The 20,942-nt window shown below is 66.5% G+C and carries 20 protein-coding genes; 11 read left to right on the forward strand and 9 right to left on the reverse strand.

The window, feature by feature from the left end:
* Window positions 1–306 precede the first annotated feature (306 nt).
* Genes G9408_RS08785 through G9408_RS08805 form a run of 5 tightly spaced genes read left to right on the forward strand, consistent with a single transcriptional unit; the run spans window position 307 to window position 5,222 of the window.
* The gene (locus tag G9408_RS08785) at window positions 307–1,851 is read left to right on the forward strand and encodes a lipopolysaccharide biosynthesis protein (RefSeq protein ID WP_168453660.1); all 1,545 of its coding nucleotides are present in this window, start codon (window positions 307–309) and stop codon (window positions 1,849–1,851) included.
* Complete coding sequence (locus tag G9408_RS08790) at window positions 1,848–2,558, forward strand: HAD family hydrolase (RefSeq protein ID WP_168453661.1); 711 nt, start codon at window positions 1,848–1,850, stop codon at window positions 2,556–2,558. Before G9408_RS08785 ends, G9408_RS08790 begins: the two co-directional genes overlap by 4 nt.
* The gene (locus tag G9408_RS08795) at window positions 2,558–3,697 is read left to right on the forward strand and encodes a hypothetical protein (RefSeq protein WP_168453662.1); all 1,140 of its coding nucleotides are present in this window, start codon (window positions 2,558–2,560) and stop codon (window positions 3,695–3,697) included. The genes G9408_RS08790 and G9408_RS08795 overlap by 1 nt, the downstream gene beginning before the upstream one ends.
* Window positions 3,694–4,797, forward strand: coding sequence for a CDP-alcohol phosphatidyltransferase family protein (locus G9408_RS08800; protein WP_168453663.1), 1,104 nt, complete (start codon window positions 3,694–3,696; stop codon window positions 4,795–4,797). The genes G9408_RS08795 and G9408_RS08800 overlap by 4 nt, the downstream gene beginning before the upstream one ends.
* The gene (locus G9408_RS08805; protein WP_168453664.1) at window positions 4,794–5,222 is read left to right on the forward strand and encodes an HIT family protein; all 429 of its coding nucleotides are present in this window, start codon (window positions 4,794–4,796) and stop codon (window positions 5,220–5,222) included. The genes G9408_RS08800 and G9408_RS08805 overlap by 4 nt, the downstream gene beginning before the upstream one ends.
* Here G9408_RS08805 and G9408_RS08810 read toward each other — a convergent pair.
* The 3 genes from G9408_RS08810 to G9408_RS08820 are packed head-to-tail and all read right to left on the reverse strand — an operon-like array spanning window position 5,210 to window position 7,706.
* Window positions 5,210–5,974, reverse strand: coding sequence for a phosphocholine cytidylyltransferase family protein (locus tag G9408_RS08810; protein ID WP_168453665.1), 765 nt, complete (start codon window positions 5,972–5,974; stop codon window positions 5,210–5,212). The genes G9408_RS08805 and G9408_RS08810 overlap by 13 nt on opposite strands.
* On the reverse strand, window positions 5,971–6,756 hold the full coding sequence (locus G9408_RS08815) for an NTP transferase domain-containing protein (protein WP_168453666.1): 786 nt from the start codon (window positions 6,754–6,756) through the stop codon (window positions 5,971–5,973). Before G9408_RS08815 ends, G9408_RS08810 begins: the two co-directional genes overlap by 4 nt.
* Window positions 6,753–7,706 carry an alpha/beta hydrolase gene (locus G9408_RS08820; protein WP_168453667.1) on the reverse strand — a complete coding sequence of 318 codons (954 nt, stop codon included), beginning with the start codon at window positions 7,704–7,706 and terminating at the stop codon, window positions 6,753–6,755. Before G9408_RS08820 ends, G9408_RS08815 begins: the two co-directional genes overlap by 4 nt.
* Window positions 7,707–7,834: 128 nt before the next feature.
* On the opposite strand from G9408_RS08820, the gene G9408_RS08825 reads away from it, so the two are divergent.
* Genes G9408_RS08825 through G9408_RS08840 form a run of 4 tightly spaced genes read left to right on the forward strand, consistent with a single transcriptional unit; the run spans window position 7,835 to window position 11,688 of the window.
* A complete protein-coding gene (locus G9408_RS08825; protein ID WP_168453668.1) occupies window positions 7,835–8,665 on the forward strand; it encodes a diacylglycerol/lipid kinase family protein in 831 nt (276 codons plus the stop codon).
* Entirely contained in the window at window positions 8,662–9,510 is an 849-nt protein-coding gene (locus G9408_RS08830) for a metallophosphoesterase family protein (protein ID WP_168453669.1), read from the forward strand. The genes G9408_RS08825 and G9408_RS08830 overlap by 4 nt, the downstream gene beginning before the upstream one ends.
* A 52-nt stretch (window positions 9,511–9,562) precedes the next feature.
* Window positions 9,563–10,651, forward strand: a complete 1,089-nt coding sequence (locus G9408_RS08835) for a hypothetical protein (protein WP_168453670.1) — start codon at window positions 9,563–9,565, stop codon at window positions 10,649–10,651.
* Window positions 10,648–11,688: a phosphotransferase gene (locus G9408_RS08840; protein WP_168453671.1), complete on the forward strand. Its 1,041-nt coding sequence runs from the start codon at window positions 10,648–10,650 to the stop codon at window positions 11,686–11,688. The genes G9408_RS08835 and G9408_RS08840 overlap by 4 nt, the downstream gene beginning before the upstream one ends.
* A 9-nt stretch (window positions 11,689–11,697) precedes the next feature.
* On the opposite strand, the gene G9408_RS08845 is transcribed toward G9408_RS08840, so the two are convergent.
* From G9408_RS08845 to G9408_RS08870, 6 genes are all read right to left on the reverse strand, one after another.
* On the reverse strand, window positions 11,698–12,306 hold the full coding sequence (locus G9408_RS08845; RefSeq protein WP_328804446.1) for a PepSY domain-containing protein: 609 nt from the start codon (window positions 12,304–12,306) through the stop codon (window positions 11,698–11,700).
* Window positions 12,307–12,386: 80 nt separating this feature from the next.
* Window positions 12,387–15,890: an autotransporter domain-containing protein gene (locus G9408_RS08850; protein ID WP_235957650.1), complete on the reverse strand. Its 3,504-nt coding sequence runs from the start codon at window positions 15,888–15,890 to the stop codon at window positions 12,387–12,389.
* Between the two features lie 198 nt (window positions 15,891–16,088).
* A complete protein-coding gene (gene rpsI / locus G9408_RS08855) occupies window positions 16,089–16,586 on the reverse strand; it encodes a 30S ribosomal protein S9 (protein ID WP_168453672.1) in 498 nt (165 codons plus the stop codon).
* Window positions 16,586–17,065, reverse strand: a complete 480-nt coding sequence (gene rplM / locus G9408_RS08860; protein WP_120215416.1) for a 50S ribosomal protein L13 — start codon at window positions 17,063–17,065, stop codon at window positions 16,586–16,588. The genes rpsI and rplM overlap by 1 nt, the downstream gene beginning before the upstream one ends.
* 166 nt (window positions 17,066–17,231) lie before the next feature.
* Window positions 17,232–18,029 (reverse strand): hypothetical protein, encoded by a 798-nt coding sequence (locus tag G9408_RS08865; protein ID WP_168453673.1) that lies wholly within the window; start codon window positions 18,027–18,029, stop codon window positions 17,232–17,234.
* The gene (locus G9408_RS08870; RefSeq protein WP_168453674.1) at window positions 18,026–19,075 is read right to left on the reverse strand and encodes a COX15/CtaA family protein; all 1,050 of its coding nucleotides are present in this window, start codon (window positions 19,073–19,075) and stop codon (window positions 18,026–18,028) included. Before G9408_RS08870 ends, G9408_RS08865 begins: the two co-directional genes overlap by 4 nt.
* Window positions 19,076–19,179: 104 nt before the next feature.
* Here G9408_RS08870 and G9408_RS08875 point away from each other — a divergent pair, with 104 nt between their 5' ends.
* Window positions 19,180–20,172, forward strand: a complete 993-nt coding sequence (locus G9408_RS08875) for a M48 family metallopeptidase (protein WP_168453675.1) — start codon at window positions 19,180–19,182, stop codon at window positions 20,170–20,172.
* Between the two features lie 55 nt (window positions 20,173–20,227).
* Window positions 20,228–20,761, forward strand: coding sequence for a peptide-methionine (S)-S-oxide reductase MsrA (gene msrA / locus G9408_RS08880; protein WP_168453676.1), 534 nt, complete (start codon window positions 20,228–20,230; stop codon window positions 20,759–20,761).
* Window positions 20,762–20,942 lie beyond the last annotated feature (181 nt).

A 20,942-nucleotide genomic window follows, 5' to 3' on the forward strand; every position in this document is an offset into this window, starting at 1 on the left:
GGGCTCCCTGTACGATTGCGGGCTGACTAGACCCGATTGGCAGGGACGACAAGGGGTTGGATAGGGTGAAATCGCCCTGAAATTGCCTTCCCCCTTGATAGGCGAAGGATACTCAGCCTTGCCGCAAAGCGGCTAGGCGAAGTTGGATGGGGGTGAGGGTGCGCCCTGGCACCGTGGTTTCAGGCCGACAGCGCACCCCCTCCGCTGCGAGTAAGCCAGCAAGCTGGCAAGTCTCGCTGCCTCCCCCATCAAGGGGGGAGGGAAGATTGCTTTATTCGTCAGCCAACAAACGCTACGTGCGCAGCGATGAGCGAAAGCGCCGCCCAACCCGCCGTCACCAGCCGCAGCGTCGCGCGCGGACTGGGTACCACGGTACTCGCGCGGCTCGGCGCGGTGGTCGAAATCGTCGCACAGCCGCTCTATGTACTGATGTTCGGGCTGGCCGGATACGGCCTCTATGCGGTGCTGTGGGCGGCGATCAACCTGCTCGAAAATATCTTCGACATGGGCATGACCAGCGCGATGCAGCGCACCGTGCCGCAATCGGCGAGCGACGCCGAAGCAGCGGCGGCGCTGCGTACGGCGATGATTTTCGGCGTCGGCCCGTGCATCCTTGTCGCGGCGCTGATCGCCGCATTTGCTGCCGATCTTGGTCCGCTGCTCAATGTCGCCGCCAGCGACCGCGACCTCGTCACGCCTGCGATCCGGGTGTTCGTGTGGGCATTGCCGTTATGGGCCTTTGTCGAGATTGCAACGTCGGCGCTGCGTGCGCGGATGGTGTTCGGCGCCGAAATCCGGCTGCGGATCGTTTGGGAACAGGTGCTGCGACTGGTGTTCGCCGGGCTGTTTTTTGCGGGCGGGCTCGGGCTGAAAGGATTGTTCATCGCGCACCTCTGCTCGCTGGCGATCACCGCGATCCTGTGCGTCCGGTTGCTTGCCCAACATTACGACCTCAGCGGCTTTTGGCGCGGCCCCCGCGGCACCGAAACGGCGCGCAATACCTTTTGGGCCGGGCTGTCGATCCTGCCGTCGAACATTATCGCGCGCCTGTTCGGTGACGCCCCCGCGCTAGTGCTGAACCTGCTGTTGCCCGGCGCGGCGGGCGCCGCGGCGGCGGGGCTGTTCACCATCGCGCGCAAGCTGTCGAGCGTCGTCCAGCTTGTTCGCATCGCATTTGTCTATGTGATGGCGCCGCTCGCGGCCAGCGCCGAGCGCCGGGATCGGGCGCAAGTCGCTGATATTTATGCCTATGCAACCCGGCTGATCTCGGCGATCGCGCTACCGCTCGCCGCCGTCCTCGCAGCGGGCAGCGCGTCGCTGCTCAGCCTGTTCGGCGCACAGGCGCAGGCCGCGCAGGCCGCGCTCGTGATCCTGCTGTTCGCGCGCGCCGCCGAAGCGGTGCTCGGCATTTCGTCGCCGGTGTTGCAGGTCGTATCGGCGTTTCGCCACCAGCTCACCGCCAGCATCTTTGGCGTCGCCGTGGCGGTCGGCGCCGGCTGGCTGATCCTTGGGCATATGGATGCGCTCACCGGGGTCACGCTCGCGACGTCGATCGGTCTGGTGGTGATGGCGGGTATTCCGACCCTGCAGCTGGCCATGAACGAAAAGCTGCACCCGTTCGACCATCAGTTCCCGGTCGTTGCGACGCGCGGCATGGCGCTGACCTTGGTCGCGGGCGCCGCGGCGCTGCTCGCCGACCGATTGCCCGATCCGGTTGCGCTGCCGCTGATCGTGATCATCGCGCTGGGATCGATATGGGCCGCGATCCGTTTCGCGCTACCCTATGCCGACCGCGCGTCGCTCGGCAAAGCGGGACGGAAATTGCGGCTGATCGGGGACGATACCCCATGACCGGTTCCCCCGCGCGCATCGCCATTTACGATCTTGACCGCACCGTGCTGCGCAAGCCGACATTCACCCTGTTCCTCTTGTGGGCGCCGGCCCGCGAGGCGCCGTGGCGCCTGTTGCTGCTCCCGCTGCTCGCCGCGCTGATGATCGGTTACGCGCTGCGCCTTTACGGTCGCGACCGGTTCAAGCCCGCCGCCATCCACCTGATGCTCGGATCGCATTTGACGCCCGCGCGCGCGGCGCGGCTTGCTGCCCGTTTTGCCGCCTGGCGCGTGCCGCGCGATGTGCCGCCGGGCGCCCGGGCCTGCATCGCGCGCGACCGGGCCGAGGGCTACCGGCTGTTGATGGCGACCGCGGCGCCCGAATTTTACGCGGGCGCGATCGCCGACGCGCTGAACTTCGACGCGATCGTCGCCTCGCGCCACCAGCGCGACGCCGACGGCAATTGGCTGCCGCTGCTCGACGGCCCCAATTGCTACGGCGCCGAAAAAGCGCGGCGGGTCGCCGAATGGATCGAAAGTCACGCGGCTGGCGCGACGCATATCCGCGCCTATTCGGACCATGTCAGCGACGCGCCGACCTTTGCCCTCGCGGACGAAGCGTGGCTGGTCGGGCGCGGCGAAAAATCTGTCCGGCTGGCAGCGCGGCACGGCTGGCAGGTAGCCGACTTTGAAAGTGAGGCGGCGGGCACCGCTGCCAAGGTGCGGTAATGCGCATCCTGTTCCTGTTCATCGGCGAACCGCACCAGATTTTCCACGCGCTGCCGATCGCGGCCGAAATGGCGGCTGCGGGCAGCGATGTCGAGGTCGCGGTCGCCAGCACCGGACATCTGCCGGTGGTCGAACGGGTAATGGCAGCCTATCCCGGCTTTTCGCCCCGGATCAGGCTGCTCGGGCAGCGCGGGATCAGCCACTGGCTGCGCGCGCGTGCGATCATTCGCCATCCGCGCCTGCCGATCCTGTTCGGCGCGCTGCGCTTTTTGCGCCAGTTCGACGCGATCGTCGTACCCGAACGGACGACAACCGCGATCCGCCACTTCCTGCCGCGCCGCACCCGGCTGATCTTTACCCCGCATGGCGCGGGCGACCGCGCGATCATGCTCGACCCGCGCGACCGCCATTTCGATTTTGTGCTGGTCGCGGGCGAAAAGAGCGAACAGCGCCTGCTCGATGCCGGAACCATCCGACCGGGCCATTATGCGCTCAACGGCTATGTGAAGCTCGACCTGATGACGCGTCTGGACAAGACGCGCGCGCGGCTGTTCGACAATGATCGCCCGACCGTCCTCTATGCACCGCATTTCCATCGCGGGCTGTCGTCGTGGGACCGGTTCGGGCGCGACATCATCGACTGGTTCGCGGCGCAGGGCCGGTACAACCTCGTCGTTGCGCCGCACATCCGCCTGTTTGCCGAGGCCAGCGACGGCGATCGCGCGGCGATCAAAACGCTGGCTATTCCGGGCAAGATTCTGATCGATCTCGATTCCGACCGGCTGTTCGACATGAGCTACACCAGCGGCTCCGACCTCTATCTGGGCGATGTCAGCAGCCAGGTTTACGAATTTCTGGCGACCCCGCGCCCCTGCCTGTTTCTCAACGCGCATGACGCGCAATGGGTCGGCGACCCCGACTATCTGTTCTGGACGCTCGGCGACGTCATCGACGATGTGGCAGACCTTCCCAATGCGCTCGATCAGGCGACAGCGCGTCATTCGCGCTATATCGACGCGCAACGCGAGCGGCTGGCGGAATCGATCGGCGGCGATCCGGCGGGCGCGGCGCAGCGCGGGGCCGAGGCGATCGCGCGCTTCCTTGCAAAGGATGCTGCACAGGATAAGAGCGGCGGATGAGCGAACCAACGACCCTGCCCGCGCTGGCACTGATCGGCGACAATCCGACCCTGCTATGGGGAATGACCAACGCCGAACGGCTGCGCCGCATGGCGCGCGCCGAAGGCTTGCCCGACACGCCGCCTGCGTCCGGGACGCGGCTGTTCGTCAACCTCGACTATGTGTTCGACCCGGTGTGGCTGCGGCATATCGTGACGCTGCCCGGCACCGTCGTGATGGACGGCGATGCGCTGGTGATGGCGCATCTGACCGGCGGCCTCGGTCCCGATGACATCGCGGCGCATCGGGATGCGCTCACGATCATCGACTACCGCGACAAGCCGCAAATCTATAACCGCCAGCTGCGCAAGCTCGATACGCCGTTCATCCAGCGGCTGACCCCCGAAACGCGACGCGAAATCGAACGCAAAAGCTATTTCGGCGCCTATAAGGGCGTTACCGACGTGCTGACCAAATATCTGTGGCCCGAACTCGCGCTATGGCTGACGCGGATCGCCGCCAGCATCGGCATGACCCCGAATATGGTCACCGCGATCGGCGCCGCGCTCTGCGTCTACGCGACCTATTTGTTTGCCTATGGCCATTACTGGACCGGAATGCTCGCCGCGTTCATTTTCATGGTTTTCGACACCGTCGACGGCAAGCTCGCGCGCTGCACGATCACCTCGTCGAAATGGGGCAATGTCGCCGATCATGGCGTCGACCTGATCCACCCGCCCTTCTGGTGGTATTTCTGGGGCGTCGGGCTCGGCAGTTGGGGGCTCGCGCTGTCGACACAGACCTTCCTGTTCGTGATGATCGCCGTGCTCGCTGGCTATGTGCTCCAGCGGGTGATCGAGGGGATGTTCATCAAGGATTTCGGGATGGACGTCCATGTGTGGCGGCGCTTCGACAGCCAGTTCCGCCTGATCACCGCGCGGCGCAACCCGAATATCGCGATCCTGTTTTTCGCGACGCTTGCCGGGCGCCCCGACATCGGGCTGATCGCGGTCGCGTGGTGGACGATTATTTCGCTGGTCGTTCATGCGGTGCAGCTGGTTCAGGCCTATGCGCAGCGGCGCGCCGGGCGCCCGATTGTCAGCTGGATGGAGGAAGCATGAACGACACCATCGCGAAATTCGGCTACCCCGCGACGCTGATCGCCGAATATGACCATTGGGTCGTGCTGCTGCGCCCCGCCCAGCCAACGCTCGGCGCGCTGGTGCTGGCCGCAAAATCCGACGCCACGGCGTTCGGCGATTTGCCCGCGGCGGCGCACGCAGAACTCAAGGTCGCGACGTCGGCGATCGAGGCCGCGTTGAGTCAAGCGGTCGGCTATACCCGGATCAATTATCTGATGCTGATGATGGTCGATCCGCACGTCCATTTCCACGTCCTGCCGCGCTATGACGGCGAACGAATGGGCGCGGGCCTTGCGGTCACCGATACCGGTTGGCCGGGGCCGCCCGATCTGGCGCAGGCGGTCAAGCTGGGCGATGCACAGATCGCCGCGCTCACCGGCTGGCTCAAACCCTATTTCGCGTAGCGGCCTTCCTCGGCCCATTTCGCGGTAAGCGCATCGGCGGCTTCGACGTCCTGCGGGAAGTCGACTTCCTGCCAGTCCAGCCCCTCGATCGACGCGGTGCCGACGCGGTTGCCCTTGGCGATGACATCGATCGCGCGCAGATACCAGCGCTCGACCCCTTCGGGAGTGCGCATCATCTGGTCGACCTGGCTGCGGAAAATCGACGGGCCGTCGCCGACGAAGGCGAGCATGCCGATCGATTCCGCATTGGTATCGGGGGGCAGCAGGCGCTTGCCGATATGGTGCAGGCGGCCGTCGGCGTCGCGGTTCACTTTCATATCGTCGTCGTCATAGTCGGCCTTGACGTCGACGGTGACGGTGATCGGCTCATGGGCGCCCGCGATCAACTTCGCGACGATCTCTTCCGAAACGATGGTGTCACCGTTGAGGATGATGAAATCGCGGTCCATCTCCTCGCGCGCGATCCAGCAGGTGCCAAGATTGTCGGCGACCTGAAAGAAGGGGTTGAACAGGGTGCGGATGCGCACGCCGGTATCGCGGTAAAGCTGCAATGCATGATCCTCGACACGCTCGGTACGGAACCCGGTGACGACGACGATGTCCTTGATACCGTTGGCGGCAAGCGCCGCGACCTGCCAGCCGATCAAGGTCCGGCCATTGAGGTCGATCAGGCATTTGGGAATGTCGCGGGTCAGCGGCAACAGGCGCGAACCCTGCCCGGCCGACAGAATGATGGCTTTTTCGATGGTCATAGCGGCTGCCCTATAGCGGCTTGCCGCCGCGCGGCAAAGATTTGCTCGATCAGCACGATGTCGGCGGGCTTGTCGGCGTCGATGCACGCCTCGGCCTCGGACATCGGTACCACGCTGGCGTGGAGGCCGAAGCGCAGACCCGCGCGCGCGACGCCCTGCTGGATCGTGAACAGGCGAAGCAGCGCGCCGATCAGCAACCATGGGCCAAAGGCAGCGATGATCTTCAGCCCCTTTTTGCGGTCGCGTTCGATGCGGCCCCAGAAATCGAGCAGCGGCAATACGCGCCGTCCGCGCAGGTAGAACATGTTCGCCCCCGACCACCAGCCGCCGCGGAATTTCAGCCAGGTGCGTTTCGATTCCGGATAGCGCGCGAGCAGCACATCACGCTCGACCATCGCCACCGCAACATCCTTGTCCGCGGCACCGTGCAGGAATTCGGCGATCATCGTCGGCGTCAGCAACACATTGTCGGCGGTCGTCACCAGCAGCGGTTCCTCACCGGCGGGGAGCGCCGCGGCGAGCGAGCTGCTGATCCCCTGCCCCGAGTCCGCAAAATGCAGGTCGGCGAACCCTGCCAGCCCCGACGCCGCCGCCAGCTCGGCGCTGTTCTGCGCCAGTATCGTGATCGGGCCGACATCGGGCGACGCCCGTAATGCGCCGACGACATGGACCAGCATCGCGTCGCCCGCGATCGGCAGCAGCGCCTTGGTCGATACGCCGCTCCCCGTCAGCAGCGGGTCGGGACCGGGACGGCTGCCCGCGAGGACGATCGCGGGGATCATTGCGCAAGCGGCGCCGGTGCGATGCGCCGCGCCGTGGCGCCGCGCAGGAAATCGGTCATTTCGGGCAGGATCGGCCCCTTGTACGCCAGCGGTTTGGTGAGCGCCATGACGAGGTCGTTGTGGCTGAGCCCGTCATATTCGCGTAGCGTTGCCGAACCGCCAACCTTGTGCATCGCCGCCGCCAGTCGCTGGCTATTGCGCACGCGTACCACCGTGTCGGCGGTGCCATGGCCGAGCCACAGCGGCGGCGCGTCGCCGCGCACGAAACGGATCGGCTGCGTCCGTTCGATGGGGCGAATGTCGCCCATCGCCACATCGGCGCGGCCACCCTTTTCGAAAGGCGCAAAATCATAGGGGCCGGCAAGCGCCGCGACGCCGCGGATCACCGACGTATCGCTGCCCGCCGCGCGCAGCCATTGCGGGTCGAGCGCCAGCATCACGGCATTATAGGCGCCCGCCGAATGGCCCGCCAGTGCGATGCGATCGGGATCGCCGCCATAATTGCCGATATGCGCGTCGGTCCACGCCACCGCGGCGGCGCTGTCGTTCAGGAAGTCGGGCCAATGCCCGTCAGGGACGATGCGATAATCGGGGATGACAACGACAAAGCCCCGTTTGGCAAAGGCGCGACCGGCAAAACCATAGTCGTCGCGCGCGCCGCTGTACCAGCCACCGCCATAGAGGAAAACGAGCACCGGCAGCCTGTCGGTCTTGTTCGTTCCCGTCGGCACCCAGATGTTGAGCTTGTTGCGCGCGCCCGCGCCATAGGGCTGCCCTGCCACCTGCAAAGTCGCGCCGCCACCGTCGCCCAGCAACCGGTCGCCGAGGTTGAGCGACTTTGCCCCGCCCGCAACGATCACCCGCGCCGCGCCGCCGAACAACAGCACCAGCAGCACGGCCACCAACAGATATTTGATCAATCGCCGTCCTTTGGAAATCGGTGCTGCCATCGTCACGCCCTATCGCGCGGCGAAGCGGGGAACAAGCGGCGGACGAACCGCGCATCTGTGATCAGGGAGGCGCCGGGATGACGAAATTCAGTGGCCACCTTTTTCGTCCTCATGCGTAGGAAAATCCGATGACCAGCCCCTTCACTCGCCCCGCCCTGATCTGCAACACGCAAAGCGGCAGTCATGACGATGCCGTGCGCGAGCAGATTGCCCAGCTATGCCAAACGCATGGCACGCCGCTCGTGGCGACCTTCGCCCTGCCCGAAGGCGAGATTCCGGACGCCGCCGAGTTGCAGCTGCAGCGCATCGACCTGCTCATCGTGTGGACCGGCGACGGCACGATCAACGCCGCGGCAACCCGGGCCGCGGGTTGGGGCGGCGCGATCCTGCCGCTCCCCGGCGGTACGCTCAACCTGTTGTCGAAGGCGCTGCACGGCGACCGGCCAGCGACCGAGATCGTCGCCGACGCCCTTGACGGCAAAGTGCGGCGCTGCCCGATCCCGACCATCGAATCCGACGGCGGCACCGCGTTCATCACCATCGTCGCCGGACCCGCGACACGCTGGGCCGAAGTGCGGGAGACGATGCGGCAGGACGGGTTGATCGAGGCGAGCCGCGCGGCGCCCGACGCGCTCGACGAGATGATGAACGCCCCGGGCGTGCGTGTCGGCGAGGACGGCAAGGCCTATCCCGCGGTGATCCTGACCCCGACGCCGATGGGAATTCACGCCGACGGGATCCTGACCGAGGGCACAGCCGACGTGCTACGCCATGGGCTCGCCTGGCTCAGCGGCGATTTCCGTGATGGACCAAGCGAACCGATCGTCACCGACGCGACGATCCTATTGGAAAGCGAACAACCGATCAGCCTGGAATATGACGGCGAGCTCGACGAAGTCGCATCGCCAGCGACGTTCCGCCTTGGCACCAGCGCGGTCGATTTCATCGCCACGGCATGACGCGACTGTTCCATATCAGCGACCTGCATTTCGGGCTGGAGGATCGCGCCGCGCTCGACTGGTTCCGCGAATGCGTGCGCCGCGAACAGCCCGATGCGGTGCTGATTACCGGCGACCTCACGATGCGCGCCCGGAGCCATGAATTTGCCGCCGCATGCGACTGGATCGAGGCGCTTGATGTGCCGGTGACGGTTGAGGTCGGCAACCATGACCTGCCCTATTTCAACCCGTTCGCGCGTTTTTTCTGGCCCTATCGCCGGATCCGGCGGATCGAGCGGCTCGTCGAGCGCGAGCTGAACCTCGCCGGGGTCGCCGTCGTGCCGCTCAAAACCACCGCGCGCGCGCAGTGGCGGCTCGACTGGTCGAAAGGCTGGGTGACGCGCGATGCGCTCGCCAAGACGCTGGCTGCGGTCGATGCGCTGCCCGTCGGCACCACCGCGCTGGTCACCGCGCACCATCCGCTGGTCGAAGCCGGGACGAAAGGCCGCGCGCTGACCCGCGGCGGCGCGCGCGCGCTCGAAGCGCTGGCCGCGCGGGGCGTCGCGGCGGTGCTGACCGGCCATGTCCATGACGCATTCGATCTGGTTACCCCGACCGCCGCGGGACCGATCCGCATGATCGGCGCCGGAACGCTGTCGCAGCGTATCCGGTCGACCCCGCCCAGCTTCAACGAGCTCCGCATCCGGGATGGCGAAGTCGCGGTTCGGGTCCGCAACAGCGCCGCGGTGCCGACCCCCGACATGCTCATCGACGCCGTCCCGCCCAACGCCCTCCCTCCGCGCGAACCCGGCGAGCCGGTGGCGCCGATCCACGCCGTACCCCCGGTCGACCCGCCGGTGCATTGACGCCGCGCCGCATCGCGTTAGGTTGCAAGAAAAAACGGGATGAGGAAAAGCGATGCTGACCAAGGGCGACGATTTCCCGCTGCACCAGAGCGCCGAGCCGATCGCGTTCGCGGGTACCGACCGCAATTTTTACGACCGCTATTTCTTCAACGGCTATGCGCCGGACGGATCGATATTCTTCGCCGCCGCGATGGGATTTTATCCGCAGCTGGGCATCGTCGATGCGGCGTTCTGTGTGCTGATCGACGGGGTGCAGCATAATCTGCGGGCCAGCCGTCGCTCGGGTGGCGAGCGGCTTGACCTGGCGGTCGGGCCGATCGCGATCACCATCGACGAACCGCTGGAGCGGCTGACGCTGACCGTGGCCGCGAACGACGGCCCGCTCGCCGGCGAGCTGCATTTTACCGCGCGCCATTTCCCGATTCTGGAACCGCGCTTCACCCGCCGCAACGGCACCCGCCTGTTCATGGACTATACGCGCATGACCCAGAACGGCCATTGGTCGGGGTGGCTGGCGGTCGATGGACAGCGGATCGAGGTCGGCGCGGATTGGGCCGGAACCCGCGACCGCAGCTGGGGCATCCGCCCGGTCGGCGCCGCCGAACCGCAACCGCCGCCGCAGGGCAATTTCCACCAATTCTTCTGGCTGTGGACACCGTGCAATTTCGCCGACCGCTCGCTCTTCTTTCACAGCAATGACGATGGCGAAGGTGCGCCATGGAACCGCCGCGCGGTGCTGGTGGGCGGAACCGGCGGTGAGCGCCATTTCGCCGATCCGGCCTTCGCCGCCGAATGGCAGCAGGGTACGCGGCGACTGAACAAATTGACCGCCGACTTCGACCGCAGCACCCGCCTGACCCTGACCCCCGACGGCCCTTTGTTCGCGATGAGCGGGCTGGGTTACACCCACCCTATTTGGGGTCATGGCTTCGATCATGGCGACCTCGAAGTGGCGCACGACAGCCTGTCCGCAGCCGAGCGGGCGTGGGGCAATCCGCTGGCGATGCATGTACAGGCGCTGGTTCGCGCCGAACTCGTCGATGGCGACGCGGTGCATCAAGGCGTCGGCGTGCTCGAACAATTGTTCGTCGGCCCGCACGCGCCCACCGGCCTGAACGGGTTGATGGACCCCGCTGCATGAGCTTTCCGACCTCGCCCGAGGCGATGACTGCCGAATGGCTCGGGGCCGTCCTGGGGTGGCCGGGTAAACTCAAGGCATTTACCGCGACCAAGGTCGGCACCGGGCAGATGTGCGACAGCTATCGCCTGACGCTCGACTGGCAGGGCGACACCGACGCGCCCGCAACCGTCATCGCGAAATGCCCGAGCCACGACGCGGCGAGCCGTAACATCGCCAAGCTCACCGGCACCTATGTCAAGGAAGTCAGCTGGTACCGCGAGCTTGCCGCGGCAAGCGGCGTCCCCGCGCCGCATTGCCACTATCACGCCATTGCCGATGAAGAGGTCGATTTCATCCTCATCCTGTCCGACCTTGCCCCGGCGCGGCAGGGCGACCAGCTGGCTGGGCTGGGGCTTGCCGGGCTCGTACCGTGCATCGAAGCGGCCGCTAGCCTCCATGCGCACCTCTGGAACGATCCGCACCTCGCGCAGCTGCCCTGGCTCGCGCGCGACAATGGCGAACTGGTCCGCGCGCTGTTCCCTGAGCTCTATCTGGGATTTCGCGAGCGCTATGCCGCGCGCCTAGCCTCCGAAATCCTCGACATCGGCGCGGGGATCGTCGCCAAGCTCGACGCTTATCTGGCGCGCGAACCCGCGGCGCGGACGCTGGTCCATGGCGACCTGCGCATCGACAATATCCTGTTCGCGCCCGACGGAGATGCGTGCTGGCTGGTCGACTGGCAGACGCTGGGGCGCGGCAGCAGCGCCGCCGACCTTGCCTATCTGGTCGGCACCAGCATCGCCGACCCGTTCGAGCGCGCCGCCGCCGATCGCCCGGCGTTCGACCACTGGATCGCGGCGCTGCGCCGACACGGGGTCGATCCCGACCCGGCGCCCCTGTGGGACGATTACCGCGTCGGCGCCTTGAGCGGCTATTTCATGGCCGTATTCGCGTCGATGAACGTCGAGCGCACCGAGCGCGGCGACGAAATGTTCGCGGTGATGGCCGAACGCCCGGCGCGGCAGGCATTGGCGCTGGAGAGCCTGGAGCTGCTGTAGTCGGCGACTTCAGGAAATCAGCGCGATGCCGATAAAGGCCGCCAATCCGGCTGCGGAGGCCAGAATTGCGGGGCGCTTCATGGCGCGGACGCGCCACGCCATCAGCAGTCCCGAGACAACGAGGAACAGCAACCCCAGCGCCAGCACCACCGCATAGATTTTGAACGCGATGCCGCCCTTCGCCTTGTGCATCTGGACCAGCCAGCGGTGCCAGCCGGTATCCTTGACGGTCAGCTTGGCAGTCAGGGCTTCGGCGGTCGGATCGAGCAGGACGTCGCGGCGCGTGCCCGTCCACTCCAGCTGAAAGGCATCGCCCATCGACTTCACCGATGCAGCGCCGGACGGCAGATCGATCTGGCGGCGCCTCAATTCGGCGGCGGCCACGGCCTGCAACGCATCCTTGTCTTTGGTCAGGGGGGCGGCGAGCGCCACCTCATATTCGGCCGACGCGTAGTCGCCCTTGATCCCCCAGGTGTACAGCGCACCTGTCGCCAGAAAGAGCAGAATGGCGGGAAACAGAAATGCCGCGGTCAGCATATGCCACCGGATCAGCGTTGCATGGGTCATGAGGGGCTTTCGATAGGAGGAGGCTGCACATCGCCATGTCCGTCGCGCGATGTCAACGCCGAGACCCGGCGCCCCGACGAAAAAGGGCGGCCCGTTGCCGGACCGCCCTTCCCCCTTTGGTCAGGGTTCGATCAGAAGTGGAAGGTCACCGAACCGCGATAGCTCTGGTTCGACACGTCCTTGCGTCCGATCGTCGTGTCGGCGCCGATCGACAGGTCGACATTGCCCGTCTTGAACGTGACCCCGCCGCCGACTTCGAACCAGTCCTTGTCGGTCCCGGCAAGGCCGAAGATCGCATTGGGTCCGGGGCCACCGACGAAGGTCGCACCGAACGATGCCGGGGCGTCTTCGAATTCATGGACATAGTCGGCGCTGAGGTGCGGCTGGAAGCTGCTGCGGCGCTTGCCCGACAGCGCGAGGCCGAGGCGTGCCTGCAGGCTGTTGAAGCTCGACCGGTCGAGCTGCAGCGCGGGCCCGCCGCCATTTTCCTTGATGTCCGAAAAGCCGATATGGCTCGCCCGCAGTGCAGCCCGCGGCCCGAATTCGACCGAACCGAGGTCAAAATTCTTGGCCAGGCTGACTTCGCCGGTGAAGACCAGCGCGCTGTCTTCGCCAGTCAGCGTATAGGGCGTGCCAACCAGATCGGCGACCCGCGTCGTACGCGAATCAAACGCACCGGCGCTAACCTGCGTCGCGAGTTCGAGCCCGCCGCCCAGCATCGCCTTGCCGTAAAGCGTCCCCTGGTACAGGCTACCGCTGGCCTTCTGGCCCGCAATCGGGGTGGTGCCGTCGACGTCGGTGTAGTTGAGTGCGAAGCCGATCACGCTGCCCTCGTCGAGCGCCTTTTCGATGCCGCCCGCCAGGTAGAAGCCGTCGAACTGGTCGCGGCCGCCACCCGGCAGCGCGCTCGCCATCGGGCGGCTGTCGCCGTCGAGATAGCCACCCGCCAGGAAGGCGCTGGTATCTTCGGGCAGGCGGCCCTGCTGCACTGTCACTGCATCGCTGTCCGACCGCACCGCCATCGTATCGGCGCCGACCGCGGTCATGTTGAGCTGCGCGAGTTGCACCGGACGGCCGATCATCGACAGGGTACCGCCCATGTCGCCGTCGTCGAGCTGGAGCAGGCGATCGCGAGTGAAACGTGACATATTGTCGACCGCCACCGTCGCGAGCGAACCGCGCAGCGTTTCGGTGCGCGGCGCCCAGCTTTCAAGCGTCGCGCGGATCGTCGCGGCGTTCTGGAGGTCGAGCGGACCATAGACGCTGGCAAGCCCGGCTGTGCCGCGCGACTGGTCGAGCAGCTGCGCATAGGCGCCCTGCACCGCGGTGGCGGCGACGACGTCGCGGTAGAGACCGGCCTGGATTTCGACCGACACGCTGTTCGGACCATAGGTCAGACGCGGGGTCAGGATCGCCGACAGCGCGTTCGCCGAGCTGAAGGTGCCCGTCACCCCGCCCGCGGCGGTCAGGAAGGTATAGCGATTGCCTGCCGTGACCTGCGTCCCCGCGACGGGCGAGAAGCTCACTGCGCCGCCCAGCGTCGCCGATCCGGTCGATGTGCCGTTCGCGACGACCGCGAGCACGTCCGACGTGCCGTTGGGGCCGAAGTTGATGAACAGGTTGCTGCCCGAGGACAGCACCAGATTACCGCCCACGGTCAACGTGCCGATCGTGGTCGGGGTGCCCGGGGCGATCTGGCCGAGGACGCTGGTCAGGAAGGGCGCGTTGATCCGGCCCGACCCCATCAGGCCGCCACCGAACAGGCTATAGTCACCGACCGAGCTCAACGTGCCGTTGACTGTCACCATCCCCGCGAGCTGGTTGACGTTGATCAGCGACGACAGCGATGCGCCCGAGTCGATCTGCAACGCCGCGCCCGCGGTGCCGATGGTCAGCCGGTCGATCGTGATATTCGCGCCCGACAGCGTCGTGAGCCCGGTCGCGCTGAGCGTCACGTCGAAATAGCGCGGCGGCGTCCCCGTGGTGCGGACCGGTTCGACATTGTTCGGAACGAAGTTGGTGGCGCCGGGCAGACCATTGGCGAGCGTCGCAGCGGGCAACGGGGTTGCCGCTGCCTGTGCCTCCGGCTGCGCACCGGGCATCAACGCGTCGCGCGAGGCGGTCGCGCCGCCCGTAATGTCGGCGATCGAGGCCGAACCGGCGTTGTCGCCCGAGGTACCGATCGGCCGGTTTTCGACGACCTCAATCCCGGTGCGGGTGTCGAGGCAATCGCTGACCCCGCCGCTCTGGAAACAGATTTGGCCGAAATCGCCGCTGGTGCCGGTCTTCTGTTCGCCGGTCAGCGCCGGGATGCCGTTGACGAGCTGCCCGCCCGATTCGATCATGTACGACGGGTCGATCGTCGACACCCAATGATTGGGGTCGGTCCACGACCCGTTGCCCGCCTTCGCCGACACATAATGATAGGGATTGTTCGCTGCGATCCAGTCCCAATAGAGATAGAGCGGCTGGTAGAAGGACACCGTGCCATAACCATTGGCCGGCTGTCCGGTGAAGAAGCGGGTATAGCCGCCCGACAGAACCCCGATGACGACCTGGCGTGCAAAGGCGTTCTGCAGGATCAGCGGGCCACCCGAATCGCCCTGCGACGTGATACCTTCCAGCGAGGCACCGTTCGGGTTGGTGCGCGCGTTGTCGCGGAACGCGTTGAAATCGAAGGGGCTCGCGCCGGTCATCCCGCGCCGCGGATCGTCGAAGTCGAGGAAATAGAGATTCTGGGTCAGACCGTTGGGCGCGCCGCCGAACAGAAAACCTTCGAACGTCTGCAAGTCGGTCAGCGCGCCGAGGATATTTTCGGCCGCACGGCGGCGGAAATCGCTGCCCGAGGCGCCGCTGGTGCCGGTGCCATTGTTGCCATAACCGACGATACCCACGTCATAGCCGGTCCCCGAAGCACCGATGGTGCCGGTGTTGGTGAGCGGCGAGAACAGCAGCGCCCATGTCGGAACATTTGCCGCCGGGGTATCGAGCGAAGCGACCGCGACGTCACCGTAAAGGAAGCTGCGCGCCGCGGGTTCGAGCGACAGCGGGTTATAGGCCAGCCAGTTCGAATTGTAGAACGCCTGCGCGGTATTGGTCTGATATTTGCCGGCACCACCGGCGCCGCCGAGCAGCCAGCGCACCAGTTCGTCGGTCTGCCCCGCGGCGTTCGCGCGGGTGTTGGTTTCAAAACCGAAGCCGATCGCGGTGCCGCCCGAATTCGCGCCATAAGCCGTCGCGGCGCGGGTGTTCACGCAATGCGCCGCCAGCAGCACGGTGCGCGGATTGATCAGCGTGCCGGTGCACAGGCCGACAAAGCCCCCGCCATTGTCGATGATCATCTGGCCGACGCCGGTGATGTTCACCGGGTCGCGCGCCGTCGTCGGGGTCCCGGGATTGGCGATCAGGATTTCGGGTTCGGGGGTGATCTGCTGGATCGTCGGCCCGGGGGTTACCGGGACCAGATTGGCCTGCGGTTCGGGTATCGTGACCGTGATATGGCCTTCGCCGCCGGTCGGCACGATGCCCGCATCAGCCTCGGCGAGCGCGGGTGCCGCCTGCAGCAGGCCCGCGACGCAGACCGACGTGAGCAACGCTCCGCGGCGCATGCGCCGCGAATCAAAACGAAAATTCATAAATTACCCCCAAAGTATAAGTGTACACCTCCTCCGGGTCAGAGAGTCGGCGCATAGGGGTAGCTTAGCTGCGCGCGGCCAATAGACAATGGCCTATTTACCGTCGCTTAACTCTGTTCATCGCGTCGGCGCCGGAACGAGAAAGGGCGGCCCGTTGCCGGACCGCCCTTCCTTTCTCCACCCGTCGGCGGAGGAAACTTAGCGCTTCGAGAACTGGAAGCTGCGGCGGGCCTTCGCCTTGCCGTACTTCTTACGCTCGACCGCGCGGCTGTCGCGGGTCAGGAAGCCGGCCGCCTTGACCGGGCTGCGCAGCGCCGGTTCGAAACGGGTCAGCGCCTGCGCGATGCCGTGCAGCACGGCACCCGCCTGGCCCGACAGGCCGCCGCCCTTGACGGTCGCGATGACGTCATACTGGCCAACGCGATCGGTCAGGCCGAACGGCTGGTTGATGACGAGGCGCAGCGTCGGACGCGCGAAATAGACTTCCTGGTCGCGGCCGTTGACGGTGATCTTGCCCGTGCCGGGCTTGACCCACACGCGGGCGACGGCGTCCTTGCGGCGGCCGGTCGCATAAGCGCGACCCTGCTTGTCGACCTGCTTCTCGCGCAGCGGCGTGTTGCTGGTCGGAGCGGCAACGGTGCCTTCGACGGCGCCGGCGAGATCCTTGAGATCGGTCATGGTCTGTTCGTCAGCCATTATGCACCCACCTTGTTCTTGCGGTTCATCGACGCAACGTCGATCACTTCGGGGTTCTGCCCGTCATGCGGATGTTCGCTGCCGGCGAAGATGCGCAGGTTGCGCATCTGCTGGCGGCCGAGCGGGCCGCGCGGGATCATGCGCTCAACGGCCTTTTCGAGCACGCGCTCGGGGAAACGGCCTTCGAGGATCTTCGCCGGGCTGGTTTCCTTGATGCCGCCGGCATAGCCGGTGTGCTTGTAGTACCGCTTGTCCTGCAGCTTGTTGCCGGTGAACGCCACCTTTTCGGCGTTGATGACGATGACATTGTCACCGCAATCGACGTGCGGGGTGAACGACGGCTTGTGCTTGCCGCGCAGGATGTTGGCGATGATCGAGGCAACGCGGCCCACGACGAGACCTTCGGCGTCGATCAGCACCCATTTCTTTTCGACCGTGGCGGCATTCGCCGAAACGGTCGTCTTGGTCAGCGCCTTCATGGCACGCTCCTTGACAGATATGGACCGGAGCAACAGCGCTCCGAAACAGTTGCGCCGCGTGTCCAAGGCGGACGCAGCGGCGCTTCGGAGCGGGCCAATGGCTGTATGCAGCTAAAAAGTCAAGCAGGGAGCGGCTTTGCTGACAGGTATCATGATACCTTGCGATTTACGAGGCAGGCTCGACCGCCCTCACCCGTTCCTCGACCAGCGTCCGCGCCGCGCCGTCCGGTTCGACGATCCAGCTCTGGCGACGTTCCTCCATCACCAATCCCGTGGCGGTATCGACGGTCCACAACTGGTCGATGTGCAACGGCGCCGCGTCCGTGCCGCCGACGACGGCGGTGTCGGCGGTCGCGATCGTGCGCAGCGTTCCGCCATGCCGCGTCGAGACGCTTGCACCATCGGCCGCTGCGGCGGTGGTGATCGCATCATTGGCCGCCGCAACGAGCGCGCGGGCGTCGGCGGTCGCCAGCCGGTCGCGTTCGACCGCGGGAAGTGCCGCGATCAACTGCGCCAGCCGCCTGGCCTCGGCGCGGTTACCCTCGGCCGCCGCAGCCTCGACCCGCGCGGTCGCGCGGTCCCACAGGCCGTCGGGATCGACCAGCTCGACGCGGCTGCCGTCGGACGCGACCAGATAGGCCAGTTCTTCACCGACCAGCGGCTGAAGCATCAAGGTCAGCGCGCGCGTGACTGCCGGCGGCGCATCGGAATCGATGCGTTGCAGCACCGATCGCAACTGATAGCCGCGCCCCATTCGCTGCCATTGCAAAGCATAGACCAGCGAAAAACTGATCAACGACCCATCGCGCCCGATGCGACGCGTGGTCACGCGATAGGTCATCGGGCGATCGACGGGCGGGGCAAACTGAAATGCCGGGGCGGCCGCGACCGACACACCGCCCGGCGCGGGTACGGGTTGAGCGACCAGCAGCAGCGCGCTGCCCAGGCCGCCGAGCAGGGTCATGCCGCCGCGCGGCCCTGCCGGTGCAATGCGGCGGCGGCGATGGCGACGAGGATCGCCCCGACCACCTGATGCGCGACCGCGACCCACATCGACACCCCCGATATGACGGTCCAGATGCCGAGCAGCATCTGCACCGCGACGACCGCGACCAGCAACCGCGCCTCGCGCCCCGCGCCGCGCCGTGCCAAATTGCGTGCGAGCAGCAGCAGGGCCAGCGCCGCGATCCACGACCACCAGCGATGCAGGAAATGGATCAGAAACGGATCATTGGTGAGCGCGAGCCACGCGCCGCCCGCCCAGTCGATACCTTCCGGCACGAAATGGTCGTTCATCAGCGGCCAGGTACTGGCGACGAAGCCGGCGTTCAGTCCGGCGACCCATGCGCCGAGCAGCAGCTGGACGAACAGGATCGCGATCACCGCGATGCCGCCGCCGGTCAGCCGCGCGGGCCGTGCCGACGGATCGCGTGCCAACGCATCGAGATCGCGCGCCGTCCAGACGAGGCCAGCGAGCAAAAACAATGCGGTCAGCAAATGCGCGGCGAGCCGGAAATGGCTGACGTCGGTACGATATTCGAGCCCCGATGCGACCATCCACCAGCCGAGCGCGCCCTGCAGCCCGACGAGCGATGTCAGCGCGAGCAGGCGCCCGCCATAGCCCGCCGGGATCGCGCGGCGCCATGCGTACCAGGCCAGCGGCAGCACCATCGCCATGCCGACGACGCGGCCCAGAATGCGGTGCAGCCATTCCCAGAAAAAGATCGCCTTGAACCCGGCCAGCGACATGCCGCGGTTGATTTCCTTATATTCCGGGATCTGCTTGTATTTCTCGAATTCCTTGACCCAATCGGCCTCGTTCAGCGGCGGCAGCACGCCCGATACCGGCCGCCATTCGGTGATCGAAAGCCCCGATTCGGTCAGCCGGGTAATGCCGCCGACCCCGACGACGATGACCACCAGCAATGCGACGGCCCACAGCCAGCGCGCGAGCGCGGCGGGGCGGGGTTGGCGAGCGGCGGGCGAGGACAGGGAGGCGGCGTTCGTCATCGCCCCGCCCTATCGGCGCTTGTCGGGCGATAGGCAAGAGGTGGGCAGCGGCGTGGACAGGGAAATTCATGGCCGCGACAGGCGCGCATTGATAAGCGGAACCAATGCCGCATCGTGCCTCCGCCCTTGTCGTCGCCCTGTCGCTGCTCGCCGCCGTGCCCGCGGGTGCCGCAGCGCCCGCCGATCCGTCGCCCTATGCGGCGCTGGCCGCGATCGAGGCGCGCGTCGCGGCGATCGGTTTTCGGCTGACCACTGCCAATGCCGCCTGGTGCCCGGTGCAGCAGCCGCAGTTCGGTTGGATCTGGGGCGATCCGCGGCTCTATGATGCGGATCGGCGGGCCGAGGCGCTTGCGGCCTATGACGCAGCCGACCGCGATGCACCCTTTGTCGCGGCGATCGCGCCCTCGTCGCCCGCGGCCGCCGTGGGCCTGCGCGTCGGCGCGGCGGTCACCGGGATACAGGGCAGCGCGGTTCCCGATGGCGCCGACGCGCACCCCTTTGCGCGGATCACCGCGATCGAAACATGGCTCGCGGCGCTGCCGCCCACCGCACCGCTCGCACTCGACGCGGGAGATGTGGGGCCGCTGACGCTGACCCCGGTTGCGGGATGTGTGAGCGATTTCCGCGTCGAGGCGAGCGAAAAGGCGGGCGCCGTCGCCGACGGCCGGATGGTGCTGGTCAATCAGGGGCTGGCGCAATTTGCCGCCGATGATGACGAGCTCGCCGCGGCGATCGCGCACGAGCTGGCGCATAACATCCTCCGCCACCGCGCCCGGCTCGACGCCGCCGGGGTCGATCGCGGGCTCGGCAAGCAGTTTGGCCGCAGCGCCCGGCTGTTCAAGCAGACCGAGATCGAGGCCGACCGGCTGTCGGTGTGGCTGCTCGCCGGGGCCGGATATGATCCGGCGGCGGCAGCGCGATTCTGGACGCGCTTCGGCCAGCGCAAGGGGCGCCCGCTGATCCAGGCGGGAACGCATCCGCCTTGGCGCGACCGTGTCACGTCGCTCGAGGCCGAGGCCGCGCTGATCGCCGCGGCGCGAACGGCAGGCCAGCCGCTGCGCCCGCCGTTGATCGACGCACCGCCGCCCTTGGAATAGCCGCCGCCGCTCCCTATCTGGGCAACTCTCCCTCCCCCGACCAAGGATCGACCCGATGACGCATGAGACCGCCATTTTTGCCGGAGGCTGCTTTTGGTGCACCGAAGCCGTGTTCCAGTCGCTCGCCGGGGTAGAGACGGTCGAAAGCGGCTATATCGGCGGCCATGTCGCAAACCCGACCTACAAGCAGGTGTGCGGCGGCGATACGGGCCATGCCGAGGCGATCCGCATCACCTTTGACCCCGCGGTCATCACCTATGACGATCTGCTCGACGTCCATTTCGCGACGCATGATCCGACGACGCTGAACCGCCAGGGCAATGATGTCGGCACCCAGTATCGCAGCGCATTGTTCCCGCTCGACGCCGCGCAGGGCGACGCGGCGCGCGCGGGCATCGAACGCGCCGCAGCCGATTGGCCCGCACCAATCGTTACCACCATCGAGCCTGCCGCCGACTGGTATCCCGCCGAGGATTATCATCAGTCCTATTGGGACGGCGAAGGCCAGCGCAATCCCTATTGCATGGCGGTCATTCCCCCCAAGCTCGCGAAATTGCGCAAGGGCTTTGCCGACCGGCTGCGCGCCTAAGTTATCAGGTCGTCATCCCGGCGAAGGCCGGGATCTCAACGTGGCATCCTGTTGCACCGGCGAGATCCCGGCCTTCGCCGGGATGACGAGATATGGGCATGATCGCTCGCCATTCGGGTCCGGCGCACTGTTGCCAAATGGCCGCATGACGTCACTTTTCATTGACTTTCCAATCCTTTTG

It is taken from the genome of Sphingopyxis microcysteis (assembly GCF_012274265.1).
In the GTDB taxonomy this organism is placed as follows: Bacteria; Pseudomonadota; Alphaproteobacteria; order Sphingomonadales; family Sphingomonadaceae; genus Sphingopyxis; species Sphingopyxis microcysteis.